This window comes from Solwaraspora sp. WMMD1047 (genome assembly GCF_029626155.1).
Classification (GTDB): domain Bacteria; phylum Actinomycetota; class Actinomycetes; order Mycobacteriales; family Micromonosporaceae; genus WMMD1047.
In genome coordinates this window covers 8084815-8104083 of the sequence record NZ_JARUBL010000001.1, presented here as the reverse complement: position 1 = coordinate 8104083, position 19269 = coordinate 8084815, and the positions used below count along the sequence as shown (strand labels likewise).

22 protein-coding genes are annotated in these 19269 nt (G+C 67.5%); 4 read left to right on the top strand and 18 right to left on the bottom strand.

Annotation, left to right across the window (positions count from 1 at the left end):
- Positions 1-63: 63 nt before the first annotated feature.
- The 4 genes from O7627_RS36875 to O7627_RS36860 all read left to right on the top strand — a co-directional run bounded on the left by O7627_RS36875 (position 64) and on the right by O7627_RS36860 (position 5150).
- Complete coding sequence (locus O7627_RS36875; protein ID WP_278098061.1) at positions 64-642, top strand: hypothetical protein; 579 nt, start codon at positions 64-66, stop codon at positions 640-642.
- Positions 639-1298, top strand: a complete 660-nt coding sequence (locus O7627_RS36870; protein WP_278098060.1) for a hypothetical protein — start codon at positions 639-641, stop codon at positions 1296-1298. Before O7627_RS36875 ends, O7627_RS36870 begins: the two co-directional genes overlap by 4 nt.
- 961 nt (positions 1299-2259) lie before the next feature.
- The gene (locus O7627_RS36865; protein ID WP_278098059.1) at positions 2260-2640 is read left to right on the top strand and encodes a hypothetical protein; all 381 of its coding nucleotides are present in this window, start codon (positions 2260-2262) and stop codon (positions 2638-2640) included.
- Between the two features lie 14 nt (positions 2641-2654).
- Positions 2655-5150: an NACHT domain-containing protein gene (locus O7627_RS36860; RefSeq protein WP_278098058.1), complete on the top strand. Its 2496-nt coding sequence runs from the start codon at positions 2655-2657 to the stop codon at positions 5148-5150.
- 220 nt (positions 5151-5370) lie between these two features.
- Here the strand turns inward: O7627_RS36860 and O7627_RS36855 are convergent, their stop codons facing one another.
- The 18 genes from O7627_RS36855 to O7627_RS36770 form a co-directional block, all read right to left on the bottom strand.
- Positions 5371-5601, bottom strand: coding sequence for a hypothetical protein (locus O7627_RS36855; RefSeq protein ID WP_278098057.1), 231 nt, complete (start codon positions 5599-5601; stop codon positions 5371-5373).
- Between the two features lie 132 nt (positions 5602-5733).
- Positions 5734-7056, bottom strand: a complete 1323-nt coding sequence (locus O7627_RS36850; protein WP_278098056.1) for a hypothetical protein — start codon at positions 7054-7056, stop codon at positions 5734-5736.
- Positions 7053-7799, bottom strand: coding sequence for a GGDEF domain-containing protein (locus O7627_RS36845; RefSeq protein WP_278098055.1), 747 nt, complete (start codon positions 7797-7799; stop codon positions 7053-7055). The genes O7627_RS36850 and O7627_RS36845 overlap by 4 nt, the downstream gene beginning before the upstream one ends.
- Before the next feature lie 166 nt (positions 7800-7965).
- A complete protein-coding gene (locus O7627_RS36840) occupies positions 7966-8511 on the bottom strand; it encodes a hypothetical protein (protein WP_278098054.1) in 546 nt (181 codons plus the stop codon).
- Positions 8508-8858: a hypothetical protein gene (locus tag O7627_RS36835; protein ID WP_278098053.1), complete on the bottom strand. Its 351-nt coding sequence runs from the start codon at positions 8856-8858 to the stop codon at positions 8508-8510. Before O7627_RS36835 ends, O7627_RS36840 begins: the two co-directional genes overlap by 4 nt.
- A complete protein-coding gene (locus tag O7627_RS36830) occupies positions 8855-9079 on the bottom strand; it encodes a hypothetical protein (RefSeq protein ID WP_278098052.1) in 225 nt (74 codons plus the stop codon). Before O7627_RS36830 ends, O7627_RS36835 begins: the two co-directional genes overlap by 4 nt.
- 12 nt (positions 9080-9091) lie before the next feature.
- Positions 9092-9664, bottom strand: a complete 573-nt coding sequence (locus O7627_RS36825) for a hypothetical protein (RefSeq protein WP_278098051.1) — start codon at positions 9662-9664, stop codon at positions 9092-9094.
- Positions 9661-10269, bottom strand: coding sequence for a hypothetical protein (locus tag O7627_RS36820; protein ID WP_278098050.1), 609 nt, complete (start codon positions 10267-10269; stop codon positions 9661-9663). Before O7627_RS36820 ends, O7627_RS36825 begins: the two co-directional genes overlap by 4 nt.
- Positions 10270-10368: 99 nt before the next feature.
- A complete protein-coding gene (locus tag O7627_RS36815) occupies positions 10369-10929 on the bottom strand; it encodes a hypothetical protein (RefSeq protein WP_278098049.1) in 561 nt (186 codons plus the stop codon).
- Entirely contained in the window at positions 10926-11546 is a 621-nt protein-coding gene (locus O7627_RS36810) for a hypothetical protein (protein ID WP_278098048.1), read from the bottom strand. Before O7627_RS36810 ends, O7627_RS36815 begins: the two co-directional genes overlap by 4 nt.
- A gap of 103 nt (positions 11547-11649) precedes the next feature.
- Positions 11650-12843, bottom strand: a complete 1194-nt coding sequence (locus O7627_RS36805; RefSeq protein WP_278098047.1) for a hypothetical protein — start codon at positions 12841-12843, stop codon at positions 11650-11652.
- Positions 12844-12958: 115 nt separating this feature from the next.
- On the bottom strand, positions 12959-13312 hold the full coding sequence (locus O7627_RS36800) for a hypothetical protein (protein ID WP_278098046.1): 354 nt from the start codon (positions 13310-13312) through the stop codon (positions 12959-12961).
- A gap of 2 nt (positions 13313-13314) precedes the next feature.
- Positions 13315-14334 (bottom strand): DUF4192 domain-containing protein, encoded by a 1020-nt coding sequence (locus tag O7627_RS36795; RefSeq protein ID WP_278098045.1) that lies wholly within the window; start codon positions 14332-14334, stop codon positions 13315-13317.
- Between the two features lie 163 nt (positions 14335-14497).
- On the bottom strand, positions 14498-15472 hold the full coding sequence (locus O7627_RS36790) for a DUF932 domain-containing protein (protein ID WP_278098044.1): 975 nt from the start codon (positions 15470-15472) through the stop codon (positions 14498-14500).
- A 121-nt stretch (positions 15473-15593) separates the two neighbouring features.
- On the bottom strand, positions 15594-16760 hold the full coding sequence (locus tag O7627_RS36785) for a hypothetical protein (RefSeq protein WP_278098043.1): 1167 nt from the start codon (positions 16758-16760) through the stop codon (positions 15594-15596).
- Positions 16757-17236 (bottom strand): hypothetical protein, encoded by a 480-nt coding sequence (locus tag O7627_RS36780; RefSeq protein WP_278098042.1) that lies wholly within the window; start codon positions 17234-17236, stop codon positions 16757-16759. Before O7627_RS36780 ends, O7627_RS36785 begins: the two co-directional genes overlap by 4 nt.
- Before the next feature lie 342 nt (positions 17237-17578).
- Positions 17579-18493, bottom strand: a complete 915-nt coding sequence (locus O7627_RS36775; protein ID WP_278098041.1) for a DNA methyltransferase — start codon at positions 18491-18493, stop codon at positions 17579-17581.
- On the bottom strand, positions 18486-19076 hold the full coding sequence (locus tag O7627_RS36770; RefSeq protein ID WP_278098040.1) for a hypothetical protein: 591 nt from the start codon (positions 19074-19076) through the stop codon (positions 18486-18488). The genes O7627_RS36775 and O7627_RS36770 overlap by 8 nt, the downstream gene beginning before the upstream one ends.
- Positions 19077-19269: the final 193 nt, after the last annotated feature.

Sequence of the window (19269 nt, the reverse complement as noted above, 5' to 3'; positions counted from 1 at the left end):
GCCACCCCTCAACCCGGGGCGGGCCGAACCGTTACCTGACATGCCAACGAGGAGTACGGGCAGTTGAGATTCAAGATCGTCTGCGAGGGAACGTCGCCGCTACTGATGCACAACGCCCGGCTGGTCGACCCCATGGACACCGTGGTCAAACAGATCCGACAGGTGACCGGGAAGACGAGGAAGACCGACGACGATCACGCCGAAATCGCGCACCTGGAATGGCTGGGAGGCATGTACTACACACCCGAGGTCGGGCCGTTCGTCCCCGCGACCAACCTGCAGAAATGCCTGGTGGAAGGGGCACGTCTGAGCAAAGGCGGAAAGAAGATCGAACGCGGCGTGATCATCGAGACCATGACGATGCCGGTCGAGTACGACGGGCCGCGTGACCTGCAGGCGATGTACGCCGACGGCCGGTGGGTGCACCGCGCACCGGTCAAGGTCGGCATGAACCGTGTGATGCGTACCCGGCCGATCTTCCCGAACTGGCGGCTCCAGGCGACCGGCATGCTTGACGGCACCGTGATCGACGTGGACGACCTGCGCAGCGCCGCGAACGTTGCCGGTTCGATGATCGGACTGGGCGATTACCGGCCCACCTACGGACGGTTCACCGCCACCCTGGACGTGACCGACCAATGACGAGCACCGGAGAGGCAGTCGCGGTCCGCCACCCCGGCCAGGACACCCCGGCGCGGCCCCGCTGGCGTGTGTTCCACGACCAGATGGCCGACCTCAAACCCGGCGACCTGATCCGCTACGAGGAACTCGGCGAACTGGTCGGCCTGGACTTCCTCGACCCAAGACACAAACAGGCGATCCTCGCCGCCGCCCGCAGAGCGGCAGCGGAACTGCTCGGCCAGCGGAAGGTGTTCAGCATCGTGCGCGGGCACGGCTACCAGCTCGCCGAACCAGACCAGGTCATCGAGCTAGCCCGCCAGCATCAGAGCCGGGCCGTGGCCGAGGTGGAAGCCGGCCGCGGCAAGGTCGAGACCATCGACCTCAGACAACTCGACGTCACCACCGCACGGCTGGTCGAGGCGACGGCGATGGCATTCAACCGGCAAGCCCTGCTCATGCGTCACCTCGACGTACGCCAGGATCGGCTGGAGAAGACGATGGCCGCGATCGGCGTCACCGTCCAAGCCGTGATCGGCCAAGTCGAGCAGACCAGCGGCCGGGTGGACACCACCGAAGCCGAGATCGCCCAACTCCGCCGACGACTCACCGAGCTGGAATCCCCGCAGCGCGGACAACCACAACCCACAAACTCCCTACCTCCTGGGAACGGACAGTAGGGAGGCCATGGTCCAGCGTGGCAAGGCACGCCATCGCTGGGCATGGCCGGCCTAGGCTCGCCCTGCCTCGCCACACCAGGATTCGGCATGGCGCGCCTCGGCAGGCCAAGGCCATTCAGGGAACCCGGGGCGCGATGTGAAACCGCATCGCGCTCCGGCGCCTGACGGTCAGAGAGCTGGCGGAGTTGATCAGCCTCGGCGGCGCGGGCCGCAGTCACCGAAGCTCCGGCGGGGGGCGTGGCGTGCGTATGGAGACGGCCACCGCGTTGATCATCGATGGTTTGTGTGGGCAACCGAACATCGTGCGGTGGCCGTGTGCCGCAGCATAGGTCTTGATCGGTGGCGGGTGTCTTAGCTCTGACTTTCCCGTCACGAACCCTGGCTCCGCTTGGCAACAGGCCCATCGCAACCCCCCCTCGGCGACGTCGTGGACCACCTCCTCGGTCTCCAGCTACGAGTAATCCCTGAGGCATGCCGACGACTACCGGCTGCTGACTTCGCCCAGGCTGGCCACACCCGAACCCGCCACACCCGAACCCGCCACAGCCGGCCCCCCGCCCGGCGTCCCCAGCCGAGGCATCCGCGTCCGTCGCTGAACTCTGCCGCGACCTCTCCGACGACTGACCGAGCAAGATCCGAGACAACATCGCGACCTGCTCAGCCACTCCGCCACCCGAGCCTCAGCCCCAGCGCACCTGCCACGACACCACGTCAGCGGCAGCGGCATCCAGGACCGTGACAGACACACCACGAAGCAGACACCACAACCGTCATCGATGCACTACCACCCAGGCCCTGCCCAAGACGATCAGGACACCGAACACACCACCCACGGGCTCACTGAACCCTTACGGCTCATCAAGCGTCAGATTGCCGACTCGGCCAGATTGACGACGAGAGCTAGAATGCAGGACCAAGCACAACCGCCGGCCAAGCGCGTTCTACACAGGGAGAATGAAGGGTGGATCCGATTTCCATCGGAGTGGCAGTTGTTGCCCTACTTGGTGCGAAAGCAGCCGAAGGCTTCGCAACCCAAGCAGGCTCGCAGGCATGGCAGGCAGTGCAACGGCTAGGCGCTCTAGTGCGAGGCCCCGTCTCTCCGATTGCTGCTGACGCCTTAGAGCGACTGCAGAACGGCGCACACGATGAAGAAATGGAATCGCTCCTGGTCGGCGAGTTGGCTGCTTCATTCCAACGGGAACCCGCGCTCAAGGCCAGCGTGGAGGCGATCCTTGATGAAGTGAAAGAAAGTCCTGCGTTGGCGACTATAATGGCAGTTGCGCGAGATTCCGCGAAGCAAGTAAACATTGGCGGGAATAACACGGGCTCGATTTCTCTCTAACGACTGGATAGGACATGGCCACCAGCGAACCCGCAATGATTGCAACTGCAGGCGGGCAAGCAAGGCAGGTCAACATCGCAGGCGACAACTTCGGGCCCCTCTACCTTGCAAGCGAACACAGCCTCCGCGCGGTACATCAATTGCCGTACTCCGCCGCAGACTTCATCGGAAGAGCTAATCTATATGATGCGCTCCTCAAGCGACTCTTGCTAGACAATGAGCAGGAGATTCTGAATATTTACGGCATCCCAGGCGTTGGTAAGTCTGCCCTCGCGATTCGCCTCTCGAACGAGCTAGCCGAAACGCATTATCCGGACTGTCAGTTGTATTTCAATCTCCGCGAATCAGACGGGAGTCCGGTAACTAGTCACGACTTGCTCGGCGGCGCACTCGTATCCTTAGGCGTGCCCAGGGAGAATGTGCCGGCTAGCACGTCCGTTCGCGCCGCAATCTTTCGCTCGGCTATCGCAAGTCGCAGATCGGTAATCCTTATCGACAATGCGACAACGTCCGCTGACGTCTCTCTACTCCTGCCAGGAAAGGGCCGCGCCGCAGTCTTAGTCACTAGCTGGGCGCCAATCGCTGAGCTGCCGGGCGTCTATTCAATAGCATTGCAGACTCTGACCGATGGTGAGTCGCTACAAATGCTTCGGCGAGTAGGCGGTGGAGAGTCGACACCCACAGACCTTGCTGAGATGCGAGAAATTGCCCGGCTAGCCGGCAATTTGCCTCTGGCGTTGCGCATTATTGGCGGCTTGCGGCGGACACGTACCCACTTGTCCTGGTCAGACCTTAGGTACAGGCTCACATCGGCGGACGGGGCAGGTAGACTCGATCGTCTGGTAGCCGGCGAACTCGCGGTCGAGAAGGTTTTCGATCTCGCTTACAGAAATCTCGATCCGGACGTTGCCCGCGGTTACCGGCTCCTCGGCTTAGCGCCCTCGGCGCAGGTGACGCAAACGCTAGCGCACGCACTCGTCAGTTCTGACGCCGAAGTTGCCCAAGAGGTCATTGATGAGCTGCTGAGTAGGCAACTGATTCAGATTGAGACCCGGCGCACATATCGTATGCACGATCTCGTGTGGCAACGAGCGCGCTCCCTAGCTAGTAATGAGAGCGATTCCGTCCGGCGGGCAGCCACAGAGCGGATGATCGACTGGGCGCTTGACCAGATTGGCTCCTCGTATTTATCGAGGTTTAGATCAAATCTAAGTTTGGCTGCACCTTTCAATGTGGCAGTCGAGGAACAAGAAATTGAAATTTCCTACGTGGATAGCCCAATAGAGGATTTCCATTCGGGCCAGTCGTCGTTCATCGGCGACATGTTTCCTTCCACCCATCGACTCCTTCTCGTCGGCGAAGGCGGCTCGGGCAAGACCACCATGATTGACCGCCTGAGCCAAGTGTCGGCCGAGCGGCGAGTACACGACGCCGATGGGCCAATTCCGATGGTTGCGCTATTTCGCGACATTGCCGAAAGTTCAGATTGCGACGTAACCGCACTACTCCTGCAGACTATGCGTTTAAGATACGGTGTCGATGTCACCCTTGACGCCCTAATGATTGCACTGCGGCAGTCCAGAATTTTCGTGGTACTAGATGGTCTAGACGAGTTGCTCGATCGAAGACTGCGTTCGGCTACGTTGTCATCCATTAAAAAGTTTACACTACGATATCCCTCGGTCCCACTGTTGATCACGACGAGACCCTATGCCGAAGTGGGCGAAGACTTCCCTGGCTTTCGGCATGCGATGATCTCGCCCTGGACCCGAGATCTCTGTGCTCAGTACACAAGAAATCTCCTTCCCGCCAATCGCGAGAAAATTCGTGCTAACACGCAAGAAATTGTCGAAGCTATCAGGGCCAGCGTCCCTGCGGATTTCTTTGCACGACCACTTGGCGTACAGATGGCGCTGTCGGTATATAGTGATCTGGGGAAGATTCCGCCTACCCGCACAGCCGTTACAGAAGCATTTATCCAGAGATTCGGTATTGAGCGTGAACGCGAGCGCGGCTTACTCGGCGAAGAGGCACATGTCGTTCGTCATATTTTGGAGCGTGTCGCGTTTTCTATGCAGAGCAACGAAGAAAACAGAGTGTCGATCGGCTTCTCGGACCTCCGGCAGATTGCAAGGAAGACGCTCCACGAGGTGGACAACGGATCAGATCATTACGGCCGTTCATCTTATGTTATGATGCAAATCACAGAAAGGTCTGGCATATTTCAAGAAACTGGTTGGCGTAAAGAGTCGTCATATGCGTTCAGGCATACGGCTTTCCGCGAGCATCTGGCGGCCTCCTACCTGGCTCGCAAGCAACCGCCTGATTTCGCGCTCGAATTTGCGGGACGAGCCCACGATGCATCGTGGCTGGCTGTCCTTAGAGCTGCTCTGGAGATTGCATCAGAAAGACAAGGGGACGTATTCGTTGAGCAGCTGGCTCGGGTGGTTAAGGGCGCTGGGAGTGCGCATCTCCTAAAGACCGTTAGCGACTGGCAGCGTCGGCGCTAACTTCATTCAAAGCTAGTATCGCGGCCCCGACTTGGCTCATTTAGTGTGTCCTGTTGATGGCGTCGAGGGCGGTGGAGTTCGGGGGTCTGTCACACGAACGACCCTGTCGCGCATTTGGTGGTGACGGAGGGTCGTACGACTCGTTGACCCCGGCGTGACGGACGCGAAGAAACTTGCACAGACGATGTATTCGGGTCTTGCCCCGCTGGTCATCGAGGATCTAGTGCCTCGTCATGCAGCCTTGAACGGGGGTGATCCGGGTAGTAGATCTTGGAGCCGGCGCCGAATGAGGTTTCGGCTTCGCGCGTTGGTTGCACCGTCGGACGTAGGCGCTGATCGCGGCGTCCCGCTCGGCGCGGCTGCGGTGGTCGCTGCCGTTGAGGGCGAAGTACCGCACGGCGGCGAACTCGGCTTCGACCCAGTTCAGCCGTTGTTCTTGCAGACCCGGCATCGACGACATCGTACGGCGACGGCGAGGCGAGAGGTGCACTGAAAGATGGCGCGAGCACCAGGTGGAGACCGCTTGCCAGGACAGCCCCGGGAGTAGAGGCAGTGTCGCCTATACTCCCGGGGGGCTATGCAACTATTTGTCGGCGGGTGGGCTTTCGTCCTCACTGCGCTGTGCGCGTGTGGTGCCGAGGATGCGTACCGTAGTGCTGGCTTTTATCGGTGCGTCCTGCGGCCCTTTCAGGAATGGGTCGATGGCGATTTCTTTGCGGAGGCTGCGGCCGGGGCCGTATGCCTGGTTGCGCGTGTGGGCGCCGACCCAGTAGCGGTGATCGGGTTTGGCTCTGCCTCCCGGGGTGTGCGTCGTTGCCGGCCCGGTGCGTCGGGGTGGGGAGCTTGCCGGTTTGATGCCGACGAGCCGGACCTCGGGCAGCTCCCTGTGGGCGCGTGCGTACGCCTTGCGGATGGAGGAATCAACTCGGGTTGCCTCGCCCTGTGTGAGCTGTTGGGCGATGGTCAGCCATGTGGCGATGAGCCCCGCGAGTGGATCGTCGCCATTGACCACGGCCTCGCGTGAGAGGTGGGTGGCGTGGACGGGGACGAGCCAGCCGACCTCGCGACGGACCGTCTCCATGGCGGTAGATGGCAGGTCGAGACCCAGACTGCGGTAGCAGACCACGTGCCACCCGGTCGGTTGCGGAGCCCAGGAAACGGCGGCAATGCGGTGGCGTCGGTCGATCGGGTTCGACCACGTGAGCAAGCCGCTCCCCGCAGGTACGATCCGATCGGTGACGGCGGTGTTCGGCAGGTCGGCCAGTACCTCGGCGACCAGCGACGTGAACTCCGCGTCGATCCAGTAGAGGCGGGCTTGGTCGAGCCCGCCAGCCAGGAGCCCGCGCGTTTCCCTGTTGTCCAGGGGCGTGGGCAGCTCTACCGGTCCGCGGAACAGCCCGGCGAGGCGATCCCGGACTTTCGGCAGGGTCGCTGCCTTCAGGTTCGCCGGTTCCCACTCACCGACGGTGAGTAGGACTCTGCCGGGCTCCCGGGTGCGGACGATGGTCCGGTGGATGCCGGCGAGGATCTGCGCTTCGAGGTCGGTCGGGCGCCAGCCCATCGCGGCGCTGCTGCGCCGGGTGAGCGTGACGTCGTCGTCCTGTTCGATGAGCTGGGCGCAGCGAGCGCAGGCATTCCACCGCGTGCTGTATGTCTGGGTGACCGGAAACGTGCCGCCGACGGACACGGCGTCGATCTCTGGCGTGCGATACACCCAGAGGGGTTCGTCGGTGCTGCACATGTGGCACCGGCGGTAGAGGTCATCGTGCTGGTACGCCGGTATCGGTTGCGGGTCGTGGCCGTCCTTGCGCGGCGTGACGGGGTGCTCGAAGGTGACCCGGCCGTCGTGGTCGATGGCGTTGAGTGCGTACCCGCAGACCGCGCACGCCATGTCGCGCTCGATCATGCGGTCACCTCGCCGCCGAGCTGCCCGCCGCTGCCAGGGTGCTCGTCGCGTCGGCGTGGGCCGTGTCGTCGGGTGTTGCGGGGCATGCGCATCTCGGAGCTGTAGGTGCGGTGCGTGCCTCGTTGTTGTTTGGCGTGGTACAGGGCGATGTCGGCGTGGTGCAGCATCGTGTCGAACGTGCCGAAGGTGCCGTCGTAGACGGCGATGCCGGCGCTGGCCTGCGGGTGCACCGTGACCTCGCCGTCGTCGGTGGACACGGTGACCGGCTCGGCGAGCTGGTCGAGGATCGCCGCGACCGGGATGCTGTGGTCGTCGCCCGGGTCGGCGGGTAGCAGCAGGAGGAACTCGTCACCGGCGAGACGGGCCGCGGTCGCGCCGGCCGCCTTCGCGGCGTAGGCGAGGCGTTCGGCGATCGTGCGCAGCAGGTCGTCGCCGACGTGGTGGCCGTAGGTGTCATTGATGCGCTTGAACCGGTCGAGGTCGATCAGTGCGACGACGGTGGGACGGCCGAGCGTCTCGCGGACCAGGAACACCTTCGCGGCCGACGACCGGTTCGGCAGGCCGGTGAGCCGGTCGTGACCGGCGATGTGGTTGGCGATGCGGAGCAGGCCGTCGAGCGTGTCGATCTGTTCGCGCAGGCCGGTGTTCTCGGTGCGTAGGTGACGGATTCTGGGTCGGGTGCTGAGCCGGCCCGCGATGAAGGCGAGCGCCGCGCTGGCGGCGAGGGCAGCGAGGATGGACACTGGAGTCCTCTCTTTGCGGAGAGAACCCGGGACGCCGACGTTTCGTAGGCGACTGGCGTCCCGGGTCCAACAATGACGAAGGCCCGCCGGTTGGCGGGCCGCTTTCTGTGTTTGTGCCGCTCCGGTGGGCGGCGTGCATGGCGTTCGGATGTGCGGTGGGGCCGCGCTACGTCGGCGGGTGGCGGAGCGGCTCGGGTCCGGTCTCGACCAGGCGCCCGTCGGCGTAGTCGAATCGGGTGGCCGACATCCACGCGGCCGGGAGGAACATCAGGGCCAGTGGTTCGCCGATGAGCGCGACGTCGTACGCCCAGGTGACGGCGAGGATGACTGGCTGGGCCTTCTCCATGTCGGCGAACCCGGGCGCGGCGGTCATCTCGGTCAGCCCGCGCCGTTGATGCCGCTCCAGCCTCAGGTACGGGCACAGATCCAGAGCTGCGCGAGCGCAGTCGACGTGTCCCGGCGGATCGGTATACATCCGGTGGTGGAACCCGCCCGGCCCGCCGACGAAGGCGACGAGGAACTCCTGGCGTTGACCGCACAGCCCGCACAGCCGGTCGCGGACGCACTCCAGAACCCGGGCACCGTTGACCATCGCGAAGTTGACGCTGCCGTCGTCGTGCTCGTTGACGTACGGGATGGGCAGACCTCGGCGCGGGTCGACGGGCCGGGCCGCGAGCCGCGCCGGGATCGTCGGGCGCTGCGGGCCGGTCACCGGGGATCTCCCGGCTGTAGGTCGACGCGCCGCCACCCGCTGTTCTCGCACGCCCACATTTGGCCACGCACGGTGACCGTGTCCCCGACGGACAGGCTCCGCAGCGGTCCGGTCACCTGCTCGGCGAGGGCGAGCTGGATGGCCCTGGTCGGCCCGGCAGGCGCCTCGCCGAGGTGGTTCGATGCGACGAACGCCGCCTCCGCCCACTGCTCGGCGTCGTACTGCGACCCGTCGCCTTCCAACGTGATGGTGACGAGCTGCTGCGGCGCCCCGTGCCGGTAACCGTCGGAGAAGCTGACGTAGTCGGCGTCGCGATCGGACTCGGTGAGCCCGAGGGTGATGATCACCGGGTCACCTCGCCGGGGGCTGGTGGAGTGCACAGGGGTACGCCGTTGGAGCCGAGCCAGTCGTTGTCGGGTTCGGATTCCCAGATCAGGGCCGGTTGGGGGGCCGAGCCGGCGAGGGCCTGCGCGCGGGTGATCCTGCGCTCAGGTGCGTCGAGAGCGTGCTCTGCCAGCGGTAGTACGTCCTCCAGGTGCCAACACAGGCGGGTGGGACGTGTGGTCATGCCGGAACTCCTTCAGCGAATGGTCGGGTTGTGCCGGGTTGCCGGCGGCGCCGGCGTTCCGTGTACGGCGATCGGGCGCACACGGAGGATCTGGTCGGGCAGCAGCAGGGCCGCCGGAAGGTGGGTGGTGGGGTCGGTGATGACCGTGTAGTCGCGTGCCCAGACGGCGTTCCACGGCTCGGCGGCCTGACCGCCACGCTGGCCGGCGGGGTCGCCGAGGATGGTGCCGATGCCGGCGAACAACTCGGCCTGACCGCTCGTGCGGTAGTGGTCCATCCGACCGGCGAGCATCGGGCAGGCGGTGATCGAGTAGCGGGAGCACTCGGGGTGCATCGCGGCCTCGGGGGCGATGCTGCGGTCGAGGTCGCGGTCGCGCATGGCGAACACGAATCGGTCCTCCAGTTGCTGTCCGCAGATTTGGCACCAGCGGCGGTGCAGGGCCTTCGCGGCGCGGTCGGCGTCGACCGTGCCGAAGCGGGGGCGGCCGTCCAGGGTTCGGGCGGTGATCCATGGCACGACCAGCCCGGCGATCAGCGGCCGGTGACGCAGCCTGACCAGGATCGGTGCAACGCCGGATTGAGTCATGGCTGGACCCGTTCCCACACGAGGCTTCCGGCGCCGATGGCGTAGAGGCCGTCGTCGTCGGGTTCGTGCCGGGTCGGCCGGACCGTCGAGTGCTCGCCGCGCGACACGGTGAGCACGGCGCCGGTGAAGGTGAGCGTGATGCGTTGCCCGCGCTGGCCGGAGAGGTCGTCACTGATGCGTTCGGCGGTCTTGCGGGTGAACCGCGGCGGCACGTCCGGCCGCTTCGTGTCGGCCAAGGCCGGATACACCTTCGGGCCGATGTCGCGGTCACGGACACAGACCGGCGTCCAGTTGGTGTTGACCCCGGTGGGCAGGCTGGCGAAGCCGACCTTGTGCGCGTCGGCGGCGAACGCGGTGATGGCCTGCCAGGCGAGGTCGCGGGCGGCGGCCAGCAACCGCACCGACGTGTCGATCATTCCTTGCCCGTTGCTGGTGAGCTGCGCGGCGAGGGCGATGCTGGTGAGGTCCAGGGCGGTGGTGAACCCGGCCGCGTGGGCGGCGGCCAGCATCGCGGTGGTGGAGACGTAGATGTCGAAGTCGTATCGGTCGGTGTGCAGGGTGAGCCCATACCAGTCCTGCACCCATCGTTCGATGGTGGTCGTCATGATTCCTTCCGATCGTGTTTCCGGGGATGTGCCGGTAGCCCGCCACCCGGATGGGTGGCGGGCTACCGGTTCGGGACAGGGGTGCGCCAGGTGGTGGGGTCAGCCGCGTTCGGCACGGCGGTGCTGGTCGGCGCCGTACGCGTCGGCGGCCGTGGCCAGATCCGGGTGCGTGCGCCGCAGCGTGGACCACACCTCATCCAGCAGCCGGTAGGTCTGCGGGTTCGCCGGGGTCGGGCAGCGACCGTCCAGGTATCGGCCGAGGGTGAACGGGCCGGCGTCCAGCCGCCATCTGCCGTGCAGCCATTCGGTGGGCACCTGTTCGCCGGTGGACAGCGTCCGGGTGGCCGGGCGGTGGCAGTTCGGGTGGGGGCAGTCGTCCGGGATGGCCGGGACGCCGCAGGGCCGGTACGTCTGGTACCACTGCGCGCCCGTTGCGGGCGAGCGCCGCCGGGGGCGGCCGGATGCGAGGCCGGCGTCGATGGTGCCGCCGTCGGTCCACAGCGCCACCGGCTGCCGACACCAGGAGCAGCGCAGGCCGGGCCATACGAACCGCACCTGCGTGATGGCGGCGGTGTGGCCGGTGATGGTCAGCACGGGTTCCGGGGCGGTGGCCACCCACGGGCTCAGGCCATCGATCAGCCGTGATTCGTTGGCGGTCACTGCGACTCCCGGTCGTCGTCTGCTTCATCGCCGTCGGCCTGTCGGGCGAGGTCGAGCAGCCGCTCCAGGCGCTTGCCGTAGTCCATGACGCGGGTCAGCTCGGCGCCGGCGAGGCGGGCGACGCCCCGGTATCCGCTCGGGGTCGGCTCGATGTTGACGAACCCGGGCGATGTTGTGGTATCCCGCTGTGGTTGCGCGGCGCCAGCGGTCGCCGTGTCGATGGCTTCCCACCAGCGTCGTTCCAGGTTGGTCAGACAGTGGCGGAGAAACTCGACGTCATCGACGGTGAACCCGGACATGATCCGGTCGTCGTGCGCGAGCCCGCGTACCGTGAGGTGCCAGGTGAGGTCGGCCAGCCGTTGCCCGAACTCCGCGATCAGGCTGGCCACCGGTTTGGTGGCGGCCAGCTCCTCGATCGTGGTGGGCAGGTTGTTGACGTCGACCTCGGCGCGGACACCGAGGTCGACGGTGTGGCCGTTGATCTCACCGACGATCGTGATGGCCACGTACTCGGGTCGCCCGAGGGCGGCGACGAAGGCCAACCCGGTCGCGGTCGTCTGTCGGGGACCGACGTGCAGGTTGACCAACAGCGGGAACTTCGTCGTGGCGCCAGGCATGGGCACAACGCCGAGGTGTGTTGTGTGTTCCACGGGTGTCGTCCTCCAAGGACACAAAGGCCCGCCCGAGATCGGGCGGGCCGGGCGGTTTGATAGGGGCGGGTCAGTCGCGGTCGGGTTCGAGCCGGTGGTCGATGTGCTCGCCGAGGTACACGGTGGTGAGCCGGACGCCGGCGATGTCCGGCACCTGCTCGGTCAGGACGCTGAGTTGGAGCCGCACGGCGTGTTCGGCCAGCAGGGGCGAGTGGGTGGCGCGCAGACTGACCAGGTAGGTCTCGTGCCAGGTGACTCGGTAGCCGCCTGCGTCGGCCGCGACGATGTCCGGGTCGCGGAATGTGGAGCTGACGGTGAGGGGCAGCCCGTCTTGCGGGCAGGTGGCCGAGGCGTCGTTCAGCATCCGGTAGGCGTCGAGCCGGGCAGCGGCCGGGGTGTCGGCGGTCACGGGGACCGGGATGGCGGTGGTGATCTCGTACAGGTGGGCGTGCGGCAGCCCCGGCAGGCCGAGGTCGCGCAGCAGGTCGTCGACCAGTCCGTACGGTGCGTTCCTACCGGGCTGGTCGTCGATGTCACCGGCCAGGAGCACCTCGATCAGCTCTGCCCGGATCTGCCGGACCAGGTACTGCCACGAATCGACCGCGAGTCGCCGCGCGGTGCGCGCCTCGATGATGCTGATGGGGCCATGGCCCGGCGGCGGGGTGTACGGCTGGTGCGGGGCGTCGGTGTCCACGTTCAACTCGACCGGCGTGTCCGGGTCGGCTTCGATGTGTACCCCTGTCGCGCTGTCGAGGTCGGCCTTGGCGGCAGGCAGGTCGGCGAGCGCGGCGAGTAGCGTGTCGACCGCCTCCGTCCGGGCCTGGTAGCCGGCCTCGGCGCGCACGGCGGCGGTGACCGCCGGCTGGCCCCAGACGTCGTAGCTACGGTTGCCGGACTCGTCGCGTCCGCTGGCGGCGAGCGCCTGCGGCGGCTGATGGAACGTGACGGTCGTGGCGGGGCCGAGCGTCTGGCGCACCGCCTGGTCGAGGTCGTCGCGGAACGCGGCGACCGCCCGGTCCAGGCTGGTGGAGGTGACCCGGCGGCGGAGGTTCACGGCGAGTTGCACGGTCCACATCTGCGGCAGCGGCGGAAGGCCGGCCGCTTTCAGGACGCGGCAGGCGACGTCGAGGTCGAACAGCCGGGCGCGTACGAGAGGGATCAGTCGGCGACGCAGCTCGACGCCGAGGGCGTGGGTCACGTGCCGCCAGGCGGCGGCCTCGTCGCGCACGACGTCGGCCGCGGCGGGACTGGTATGGGAGGTCATCTGCGCTCTCCTAGTCTCCTGGTTTCCTGGTGGGAGGCGATGGGTGTGCGGGCAGCGGGGCGAGCCGTGACGGCTCGCCCCGCTGTGGTGGGCTCGTACGGTGCTGCGTCCCGGGTCAGTCGGCCTTGATCCGCATGAGCTTGTAGGCGAGCCATTCCCGGGCGCTGGGTAGGGCGATGACGTAGGACGCGCTGATCCGGGCGGCGTGGCTGAAGGTTCGCGGGCCGGCGACGTCGAGGGCGGCCACGACGACGAAGCCGCCGCAGGAGATCGGTTTGCGGACGCGGCCGACGAGGTCCGCGCCGAGGATGACGATCGGGCGGCGACCGGTGTTGCGGCGACCGTCCGGGACGGACGCGGTGAACTCGAACTCGCATCCGGCGTGTAGTTCCACCTGGTGCAGCTCCTGGCGGATCCAGTGGCTGGAGGTGATGGCGACGGTCGCCTTCCACGCAGGTTTGGCAGCCATCGTCATGCCCGAGGTTCGATGTCGGACAGCGACCCGTGGCCGATGTCGGCCAGTGCCCGTTCGACATCGGCCGGGCTGATTCCCGCCTGTGCCCCGTGCAGGATCAGACGGGCGAGTTCGTGCGACGGGTCGATGTGCAGGGCACGCTGGGTGGCCAGGGTGGCGATCATGCCGTCGCCGAGTTGCCACGCGGTGAGCGCGAGCAGGGTGGCCGGCGCCGGTATGAGGGGGTCCGGTGCTCGGCGGGTGACCTCGTTCCAGAACGCGAGGTGCTGTTCGTCCGGTTCGGCGTGGCCGGCGGCGAGGTTCCACACCGAAGGCCGGGCCAGGAGGACGAGGAGCCAGGCCACCTCGTCGTCGCCGAGCGCCGTGCCGATGGCGTGCCGGCTCAGGGCCTGGGCGATGGCCGCAGCTGCGGCCTCGTCCACGGCGGCCTCGTCGTGGATCAGTGGTTGCATGCGGGCTGTTGCCCGGGTGACGGCCTGCCGCATCGCTTCGCCGGAGGCGGTATCGGCCGGGCCGAGCAGTGCAGCCTTGGCTGCCCGGTTCGGCAGGGCCACCATGCCCGCGTACGTCGCTTCGGCCGCGACCGGCGACGACATGGGATCGAAGGGCGTGCCGTCGGGTGAACAGCCCGCGTGGTCGCAGTCCAGGTGGACGACGCGGCTGTCGGTCACCCGCAACCGCTGACGCACGGACAGTCCGCCGGTGGTCAACAGGACGGCGACCGTGCGCAGCGCCGGATCGACGTGACCGGCGGTGCCATAGCCGACGAGGAGGACTGTGGCGTTCGGGTGGGCTCGCCGGGTGACGTCGGTGAGGTGGTGACCCAGGTCGAGTAGGGCGTCGCCGGAGGTGTCCGGGCCGGGCAGGTCCGTGCGGGCGGCGAACACAACGCGGTTGTCGGCGAAGGCGAGCACGACGATGCTGCCGTCGTCGGGCCGGAATCCGAGCAGGTAAGGCACGACGGTGACGAGGTCGACGTCGGTACGGATCCGCAGCTTGGATACAGGAGAGGACATGAGGATCTCCTTCGAACTATTGGATTTGAGAGAGGTGAGTGCCGGGTGGTCGACGGACCGGGGCTGTGCTGCCGGGCGGTCCAGGCTCCGCCGTGGTGGGCTCGACGGTGGCGGGCGCAGACCTTGACCGTCTGCGCCCGCTACCGGCGTGGAGCGTGATCGGTCAGGCGGCCAGTACCAGGTCGAAGGCCCGCTTCTTGGTGGCGGTCACCGTGCCGTCGGCGAGGACCTTGTTGGCGCGGTGGTAGTCGCTGCGGGCGGGCTGCTTGTGGTCCAGCCACTCGGTAATGGCCTGGTAGCCGGCCCACGCGGTGCCGCGGATGTTGGCCTGGGTGTCCGCTTCCTCGAACAGGTACTTCAGGTCCCGGTCGCGGCCCAGCTTGCGCAGGAACGCCACCTCTTTGTCGTCCTCGTCCAGCGGCCACAGCTCGTCGGAAATGCGCTGGAGCTGGTCCCATTCGAGCTGCTTGTCGATCATCTTCTCGGCCTCGGCCTGGAACTGGTCCAGGTACACCGGCACCAGCTTCAGCGCGTCGCGGACCTCGGTCAGCTTGCCCTCGATGTCACCGGAGTGGCTGAACGCGTATTCGCCGACGTTGTCAGCGAAGGCGGCGGCCTGGGTGTTGGCGCACACGATGCGGACCGGGGTGATCAGCACCCGGGCCAGCCGGGAGCCGTCGTGTGAGGTGCACATGGCCAGATAAAGGTCCATGGCGTCAATGCCGGCGACCATCATCGAGTCGGGCAGCTTCATCGTCACGAACACTTCCCGTCCGCCGCGCAGGCTGCCGGCGGTCTCGAAGTGGGCGCCGGTCTCATCTACGATGAAGTTCAGCAGGCTGGCGGCCTGTTCGTTCTGCACGACCTGATAGGACTTGCCGACCATGCCGAGCACCTCACGCCGGCCGCTCTTGGGGTGGATGCGGGTGGTGGCCCACCGGTTCGGCACGGCCGCGCCGGACGGCACGGTCTGCAGGGCTTCCTTACGCACGTCCCAGCCGCCGAGGTAGGCGACGTCCATCACCTGCTGGGCGGTGAGGCAGTCGGTGGTGACGGTGCCGAGCCGGTGCCAGGCGTCGGTCCTGGCGGTGAAGAACGCCGCGGTTCCGTCGGTGAACTGTTCGATCTCGTGCGCCACGGTGGCGCTCCCTTCGCTAGTCGGGAAACAGAGACAGACGCCAGCCCGGTCGGGCGGCGCCTGCGTGGTGCCAAGCGGTGATGGGTTGCCCGGCTGCCAGCGGCGGCCGGTGGTCGTTGGGTCAGTCGGTGTCCGGGGCCAGCAGTTCGTCGATGCCATAGCCCTCGACGGCGCACGTGAGGACCGTGTGGTGCTCGACTCCGGCCAGTGCCCGGTCCAGTTCGCCCCGGATCAGGGCCTCGGCGGCCGTGGCGGCGGTGGCGCGGTCGGGTTGGTCGCGTAGCCGCACGTCGTAGGCGTGTCGCCAGAAGACACGCCACGAGCCGCCGACCTCGCCAATATCAGCCGTGCCCCTGCCGTGCGCGCTCCAGGGCCGCCCTTCGCCGGGTCCGCCGGTGGACTGCATGAGGTCGCGGACCCGGCCGTATGCCTCGCCAGCGGTGGCCGCAGGAACCCGCAGCGTCACCTCCACGGTCACCGTGATGGAGTAGGCCCGCGGCAGCCGGTCTAGCCCGAGGTCGAGCAGGAACCGCTCGACCCGCTCAGCGGTCTCCTCGTACTCGCCGCCGATCTCCTCGTAGGCCAGGGCGGTGACCGCCCGGTGGCGGATCTTGCGACGCAGATCGGCGAGCGCCCCGGTGGCCGCGTCGCGCGCTGCGGTCACGGCGGCGAGGTTGTCGCTGGCACGGGTCAGGCTGACGGCCGCCGGTCGCGGCTCGGCGTCGGCGGTGTTGATCAGGTCGTCGGGTCCGTCGTAGACCTGCCAGGTCAACCCGGTGAGCGTGACGTCGGCGTCGGCCAGCTTGGGCAGCCGGGCGTTCACCATAGCTTCCGCGCTGGTGATCGCGGCGGCCTGCGAGGTGGCGGTGACCCGCACACGGAGGTGGACCTGAACCGTGATCTGGTACGGGTGTACCTCTGGGTAGTCGTCCTCGCCGGGTATGAGGGCCACCTCGACCACCTGCGTGGGCCAGGCATCCGCCTCGGGCAGCAGCCGGTACAGCTCGTCCGGCACATGGTGCCCGGCCTCCTGGCGGGCCTCGTCTTCGTCGGTGTGCATCCGCGCGTAGGACATCCGCCCGTCGGCGGACATCGTCAACTCGCCGGGTGGCGGCTCCAGTCCCCAGGCGGTGAGGGCTTCCGCGCAGCCGGTCCTGCAGATCAGGTTCGTTTCCCACGCGGCGATGAGCGCGCGGCGGGCCTCGGCGGCGAGCAGGTCGCGCTGTTCGACCGCGGCGATCGTCTCGGCCCGTAGGTCCCTGATCCGCGCCCACGCGTCGGCGGTCATCGCCGCACCGCCGGACGGCTGGTGCGGCCGGTGGCGAGGTGGGCCTCCTTGACCAGCCCGGCGGCTTCCTCCAGCCGGCAGCTGGCGGTGGCCAACGCGGTGGTCAGCTCGGCACGGTTGCTCTCGGGCAGGGTGGACAGGTCGGCTCCGGCGCCGGTGTCGATCTGGTGAGCCAGTCGGCCGCTGAGCTGCGCCAGGTAGGCCAGCAGCAGGTTCACGCCGTTGAGCAGCCGGGCGAGCCGGTCGCCGTCGGCCACCGCGTGCCAGCCGTGTGGGACGGCGTCGGACAGGTGCTCGGCCATGCGCAGCATGACCTCGACCGCCGTCGCGGAGTGTGCCGGGCTGGCACCGGCTTCGGTGCGGAACAGTGCGTCCAGGGTGAGCATCAGGTCGGGTGCCTGCGGCAGGCGCGGGACGTCGGTCAGGCCGGCGAAGAAGTCGGCGTGGGTGATCAGGTACCAGGCGTTCTTGAGCATGCTGCGTCCTTTCGGTTGGTCACGACGAGGAGGGCGGCCACCGGTGGTGGCCGCCCTCGCGGGAACAGGGATGTGACGGGTCGCCACGCGCGCCGGTCAGGCGTGCGAGGTCGACACCGTGTAGGGATGGTTTGCTGGAGCTGTCAGCCCGAACGTCGGACGGCCGACCCCGAAGGGTGGGCTGATGCCGGCGTACGGCAGGGCTGTCAGGTCAGCGGAGAGTTGGTACGAAATGGGTGTGCGCCGAGGTTAACTCGACGACCTGTCAGCCCAGCCCAACCAGGCGTTGCGGTGGCGCTGACCGGACCTGTCAGCGCCGCCGGGGTGACCTGACAGCCCAGGTCAGCGGGGTGTGGGTAGGCTTTGTCTGGCGGCGCCGGACCGGGTACGGTGGCGAACCGGAGCAGGCAGTAGCGGCCGGCGGAGCACATACACATCCTCATGCGCGACGAGCGCGACGGGGATGCCGTCGGCCCGTGCCTTGCGTACGGCCATGAGCCCGAACATGTTCGCGCGGTGGACGAGCTGTCCGTCGCGGACGGCGGCGAGCATGGCCACGCACCGCTCCACCGGTTCCAGGCCCACGGACAGCGCTGCCGTGAACAGCTCGCCCGGCAGGTCGAACAGGTCGTCGGGGGTGCGCCGCACCGGCCGGCCGGTGAACACGAAGGTGCCGCCAGGGCGAAGCATCTCGACGCAGCCAGCCACGATCTGCCGCCACCCGGCCAGGAGCCGATCCCAGCCCACGTAGGCCAGATTGCCGGCGCCCCGGTCGCCGTAAAGGTGGTCGCGTTTGTGGACCCGCTCGCCGGGTTTGGTGCGGACCAGACCGTGCGTCTTCCGCCCGTACGGCGGTGAGGTGACCACGAGGGACACCTTGCCGTGGGAGCTGGCCGGCAGCAACGCGGCCACGTTCCTGGCATCACCGCAGGCGACCTGCCCCCACGAGGTATGCCCGTGCTCGGCGGCCAGGGCGAGGTTCGCCTGAGCCAGGGCGACGAACGTCGCTTCGATGTCCACCCCGATGCCGTCCCGGCCGGACCGCACCGCCTCGACCAGCGTGGTACCCGACCCGCACATCGGATCCAAGACGAGGTCACCCGGCGCCGTGTACGCGTTGATGGCATGCGCCGCCAGGTCGGGCAGCATCTTCGCCGGATGGCGGGAGGTTTCCTCCACGTACCGGCCGCGACGCTGGTCGCGGGCCGGTCGCTGGCAGGTCAGCCAGACCGAGGTGACGGGGAGTTGGTCAGCCATCGGCAGACCCCCGCAACGCGTCCAACGAACTGTTGAAGACAAGGACGTCGCTGTGCGCGGAAAGGTGGGTGCCGCCGTCGCCGAGTTGCCCGCGCCGTCCGGTGAGGTCGTGCGCGGCCACGATGTGCTGCAAGTAGGTCAGCCCCGCCTTGCGGGCGGCGGCGATGAGGACCTGATTGACGGTGAGCTCAGCGGCACTGAGCACCACCGCGACGCAGCCGCCGACCATCACCCGCTGCGCGCAGTCGAGCATGAACGGCACCGGCTCGGTGCGCTCTAGGGGCCAGCCGGTCACGACGAGGGACGCCCGCCGGTTGTCGCCGGCAAGATCCTGCGGGGTGTGCCGTGCGTGGCGGCGCCGGGCCGCGCGAACGGCCCGAACGAGCTGCTCACCGGTGGTGAGGTCGAGGACCAGCCGACGGCCGTGGGTGAAGTTGCGCACGAGGCGGTCGGCGAGGGCGATGGACATGGTGTCGCCTGTGTGCGGGGCGGGCACGTGCCACACGGTGATCGGCACCGGCGGCTCGCCGGCAACGATGTCACCGACGGCATCCGGTGCGGGGATACGAACGGGTTCGGCCATGGGTGTGGTGGCCCCCGGGACCAGGTTGGGCGTACTGACACTGCCCAGACGCGACCGGTCAGGCGAAACGAACTCCCGGCCGACCGGTCAGGACCTGTCCGGACGGGACCTGACAGCCCGCGAACCCGACCCGACCTAACCGGGTCTGTCAGAACCTGACAGCGGCCTGTGGTGACAGGTGCGGGTGTGCCAA

Coding starts and splice junctions, on each gene's coding strand:
- O7627_RS36775 (WP_278098041.1), bottom strand. CDS start 18,493: ATGGCTGACCAACTCCCCGTCACCTCGGTCTGGCTGACCTGCCAGCGA.
- O7627_RS36830 (WP_278098052.1), bottom strand. CDS start 9,079: ATGACCACACGTCCCACCCGCCTGTGTTGGCACCTGGAGGACGTACTA.
- O7627_RS36810 (WP_278098048.1), bottom strand. CDS start 11,546: ATGCCTGGCGCCACGACGAAGTTCCCGCTGTTGGTCAACCTGCACGTC.
- O7627_RS36860 (WP_278098058.1), top strand. CDS start 2,655: ATGGCCACCAGCGAACCCGCAATGATTGCAACTGCAGGCGGGCAAGCA.
- O7627_RS36795 (WP_278098045.1), bottom strand. CDS start 14,334: ATGTCCTCTCCTGTATCCAAGCTGCGGATCCGTACCGACGTCGACCTC.
- O7627_RS36825 (WP_278098051.1), bottom strand. CDS start 9,664: ATGACTCAATCCGGCGTTGCACCGATCCTGGTCAGGCTGCGTCACCGG.
- O7627_RS36800 (WP_278098046.1), bottom strand. CDS start 13,312: ATGGCTGCCAAACCTGCGTGGAAGGCGACCGTCGCCATCACCTCCAGC.
- O7627_RS36820 (WP_278098050.1), bottom strand. CDS start 10,269: ATGACGACCACCATCGAACGATGGGTGCAGGACTGGTATGGGCTCACC.
- O7627_RS36855 (WP_278098057.1), bottom strand. CDS start 5,601: ATGCCGGGTCTGCAAGAACAACGGCTGAACTGGGTCGAAGCCGAGTTC.
- O7627_RS36780 (WP_278098042.1), bottom strand. CDS start 17,236: ATGCTCAAGAACGCCTGGTACCTGATCACCCACGCCGACTTCTTCGCC.
- O7627_RS36770 (WP_278098040.1), bottom strand. CDS start 19,076: ATGGCCGAACCCGTTCGTATCCCCGCACCGGATGCCGTCGGTGACATC.
- O7627_RS36805 (WP_278098047.1), bottom strand. CDS start 12,843: ATGACCTCCCATACCAGTCCCGCCGCGGCCGACGTCGTGCGCGACGAG.
- O7627_RS36850 (WP_278098056.1), bottom strand. CDS start 7,056: ATGATCGAGCGCGACATGGCGTGCGCGGTCTGCGGGTACGCACTCAAC.
- O7627_RS36870 (WP_278098060.1), top strand. CDS start 639: ATGACGAGCACCGGAGAGGCAGTCGCGGTCCGCCACCCCGGCCAGGAC.
- O7627_RS36785 (WP_278098043.1), bottom strand. CDS start 16,760: ATGACCGCCGACGCGTGGGCGCGGATCAGGGACCTACGGGCCGAGACG.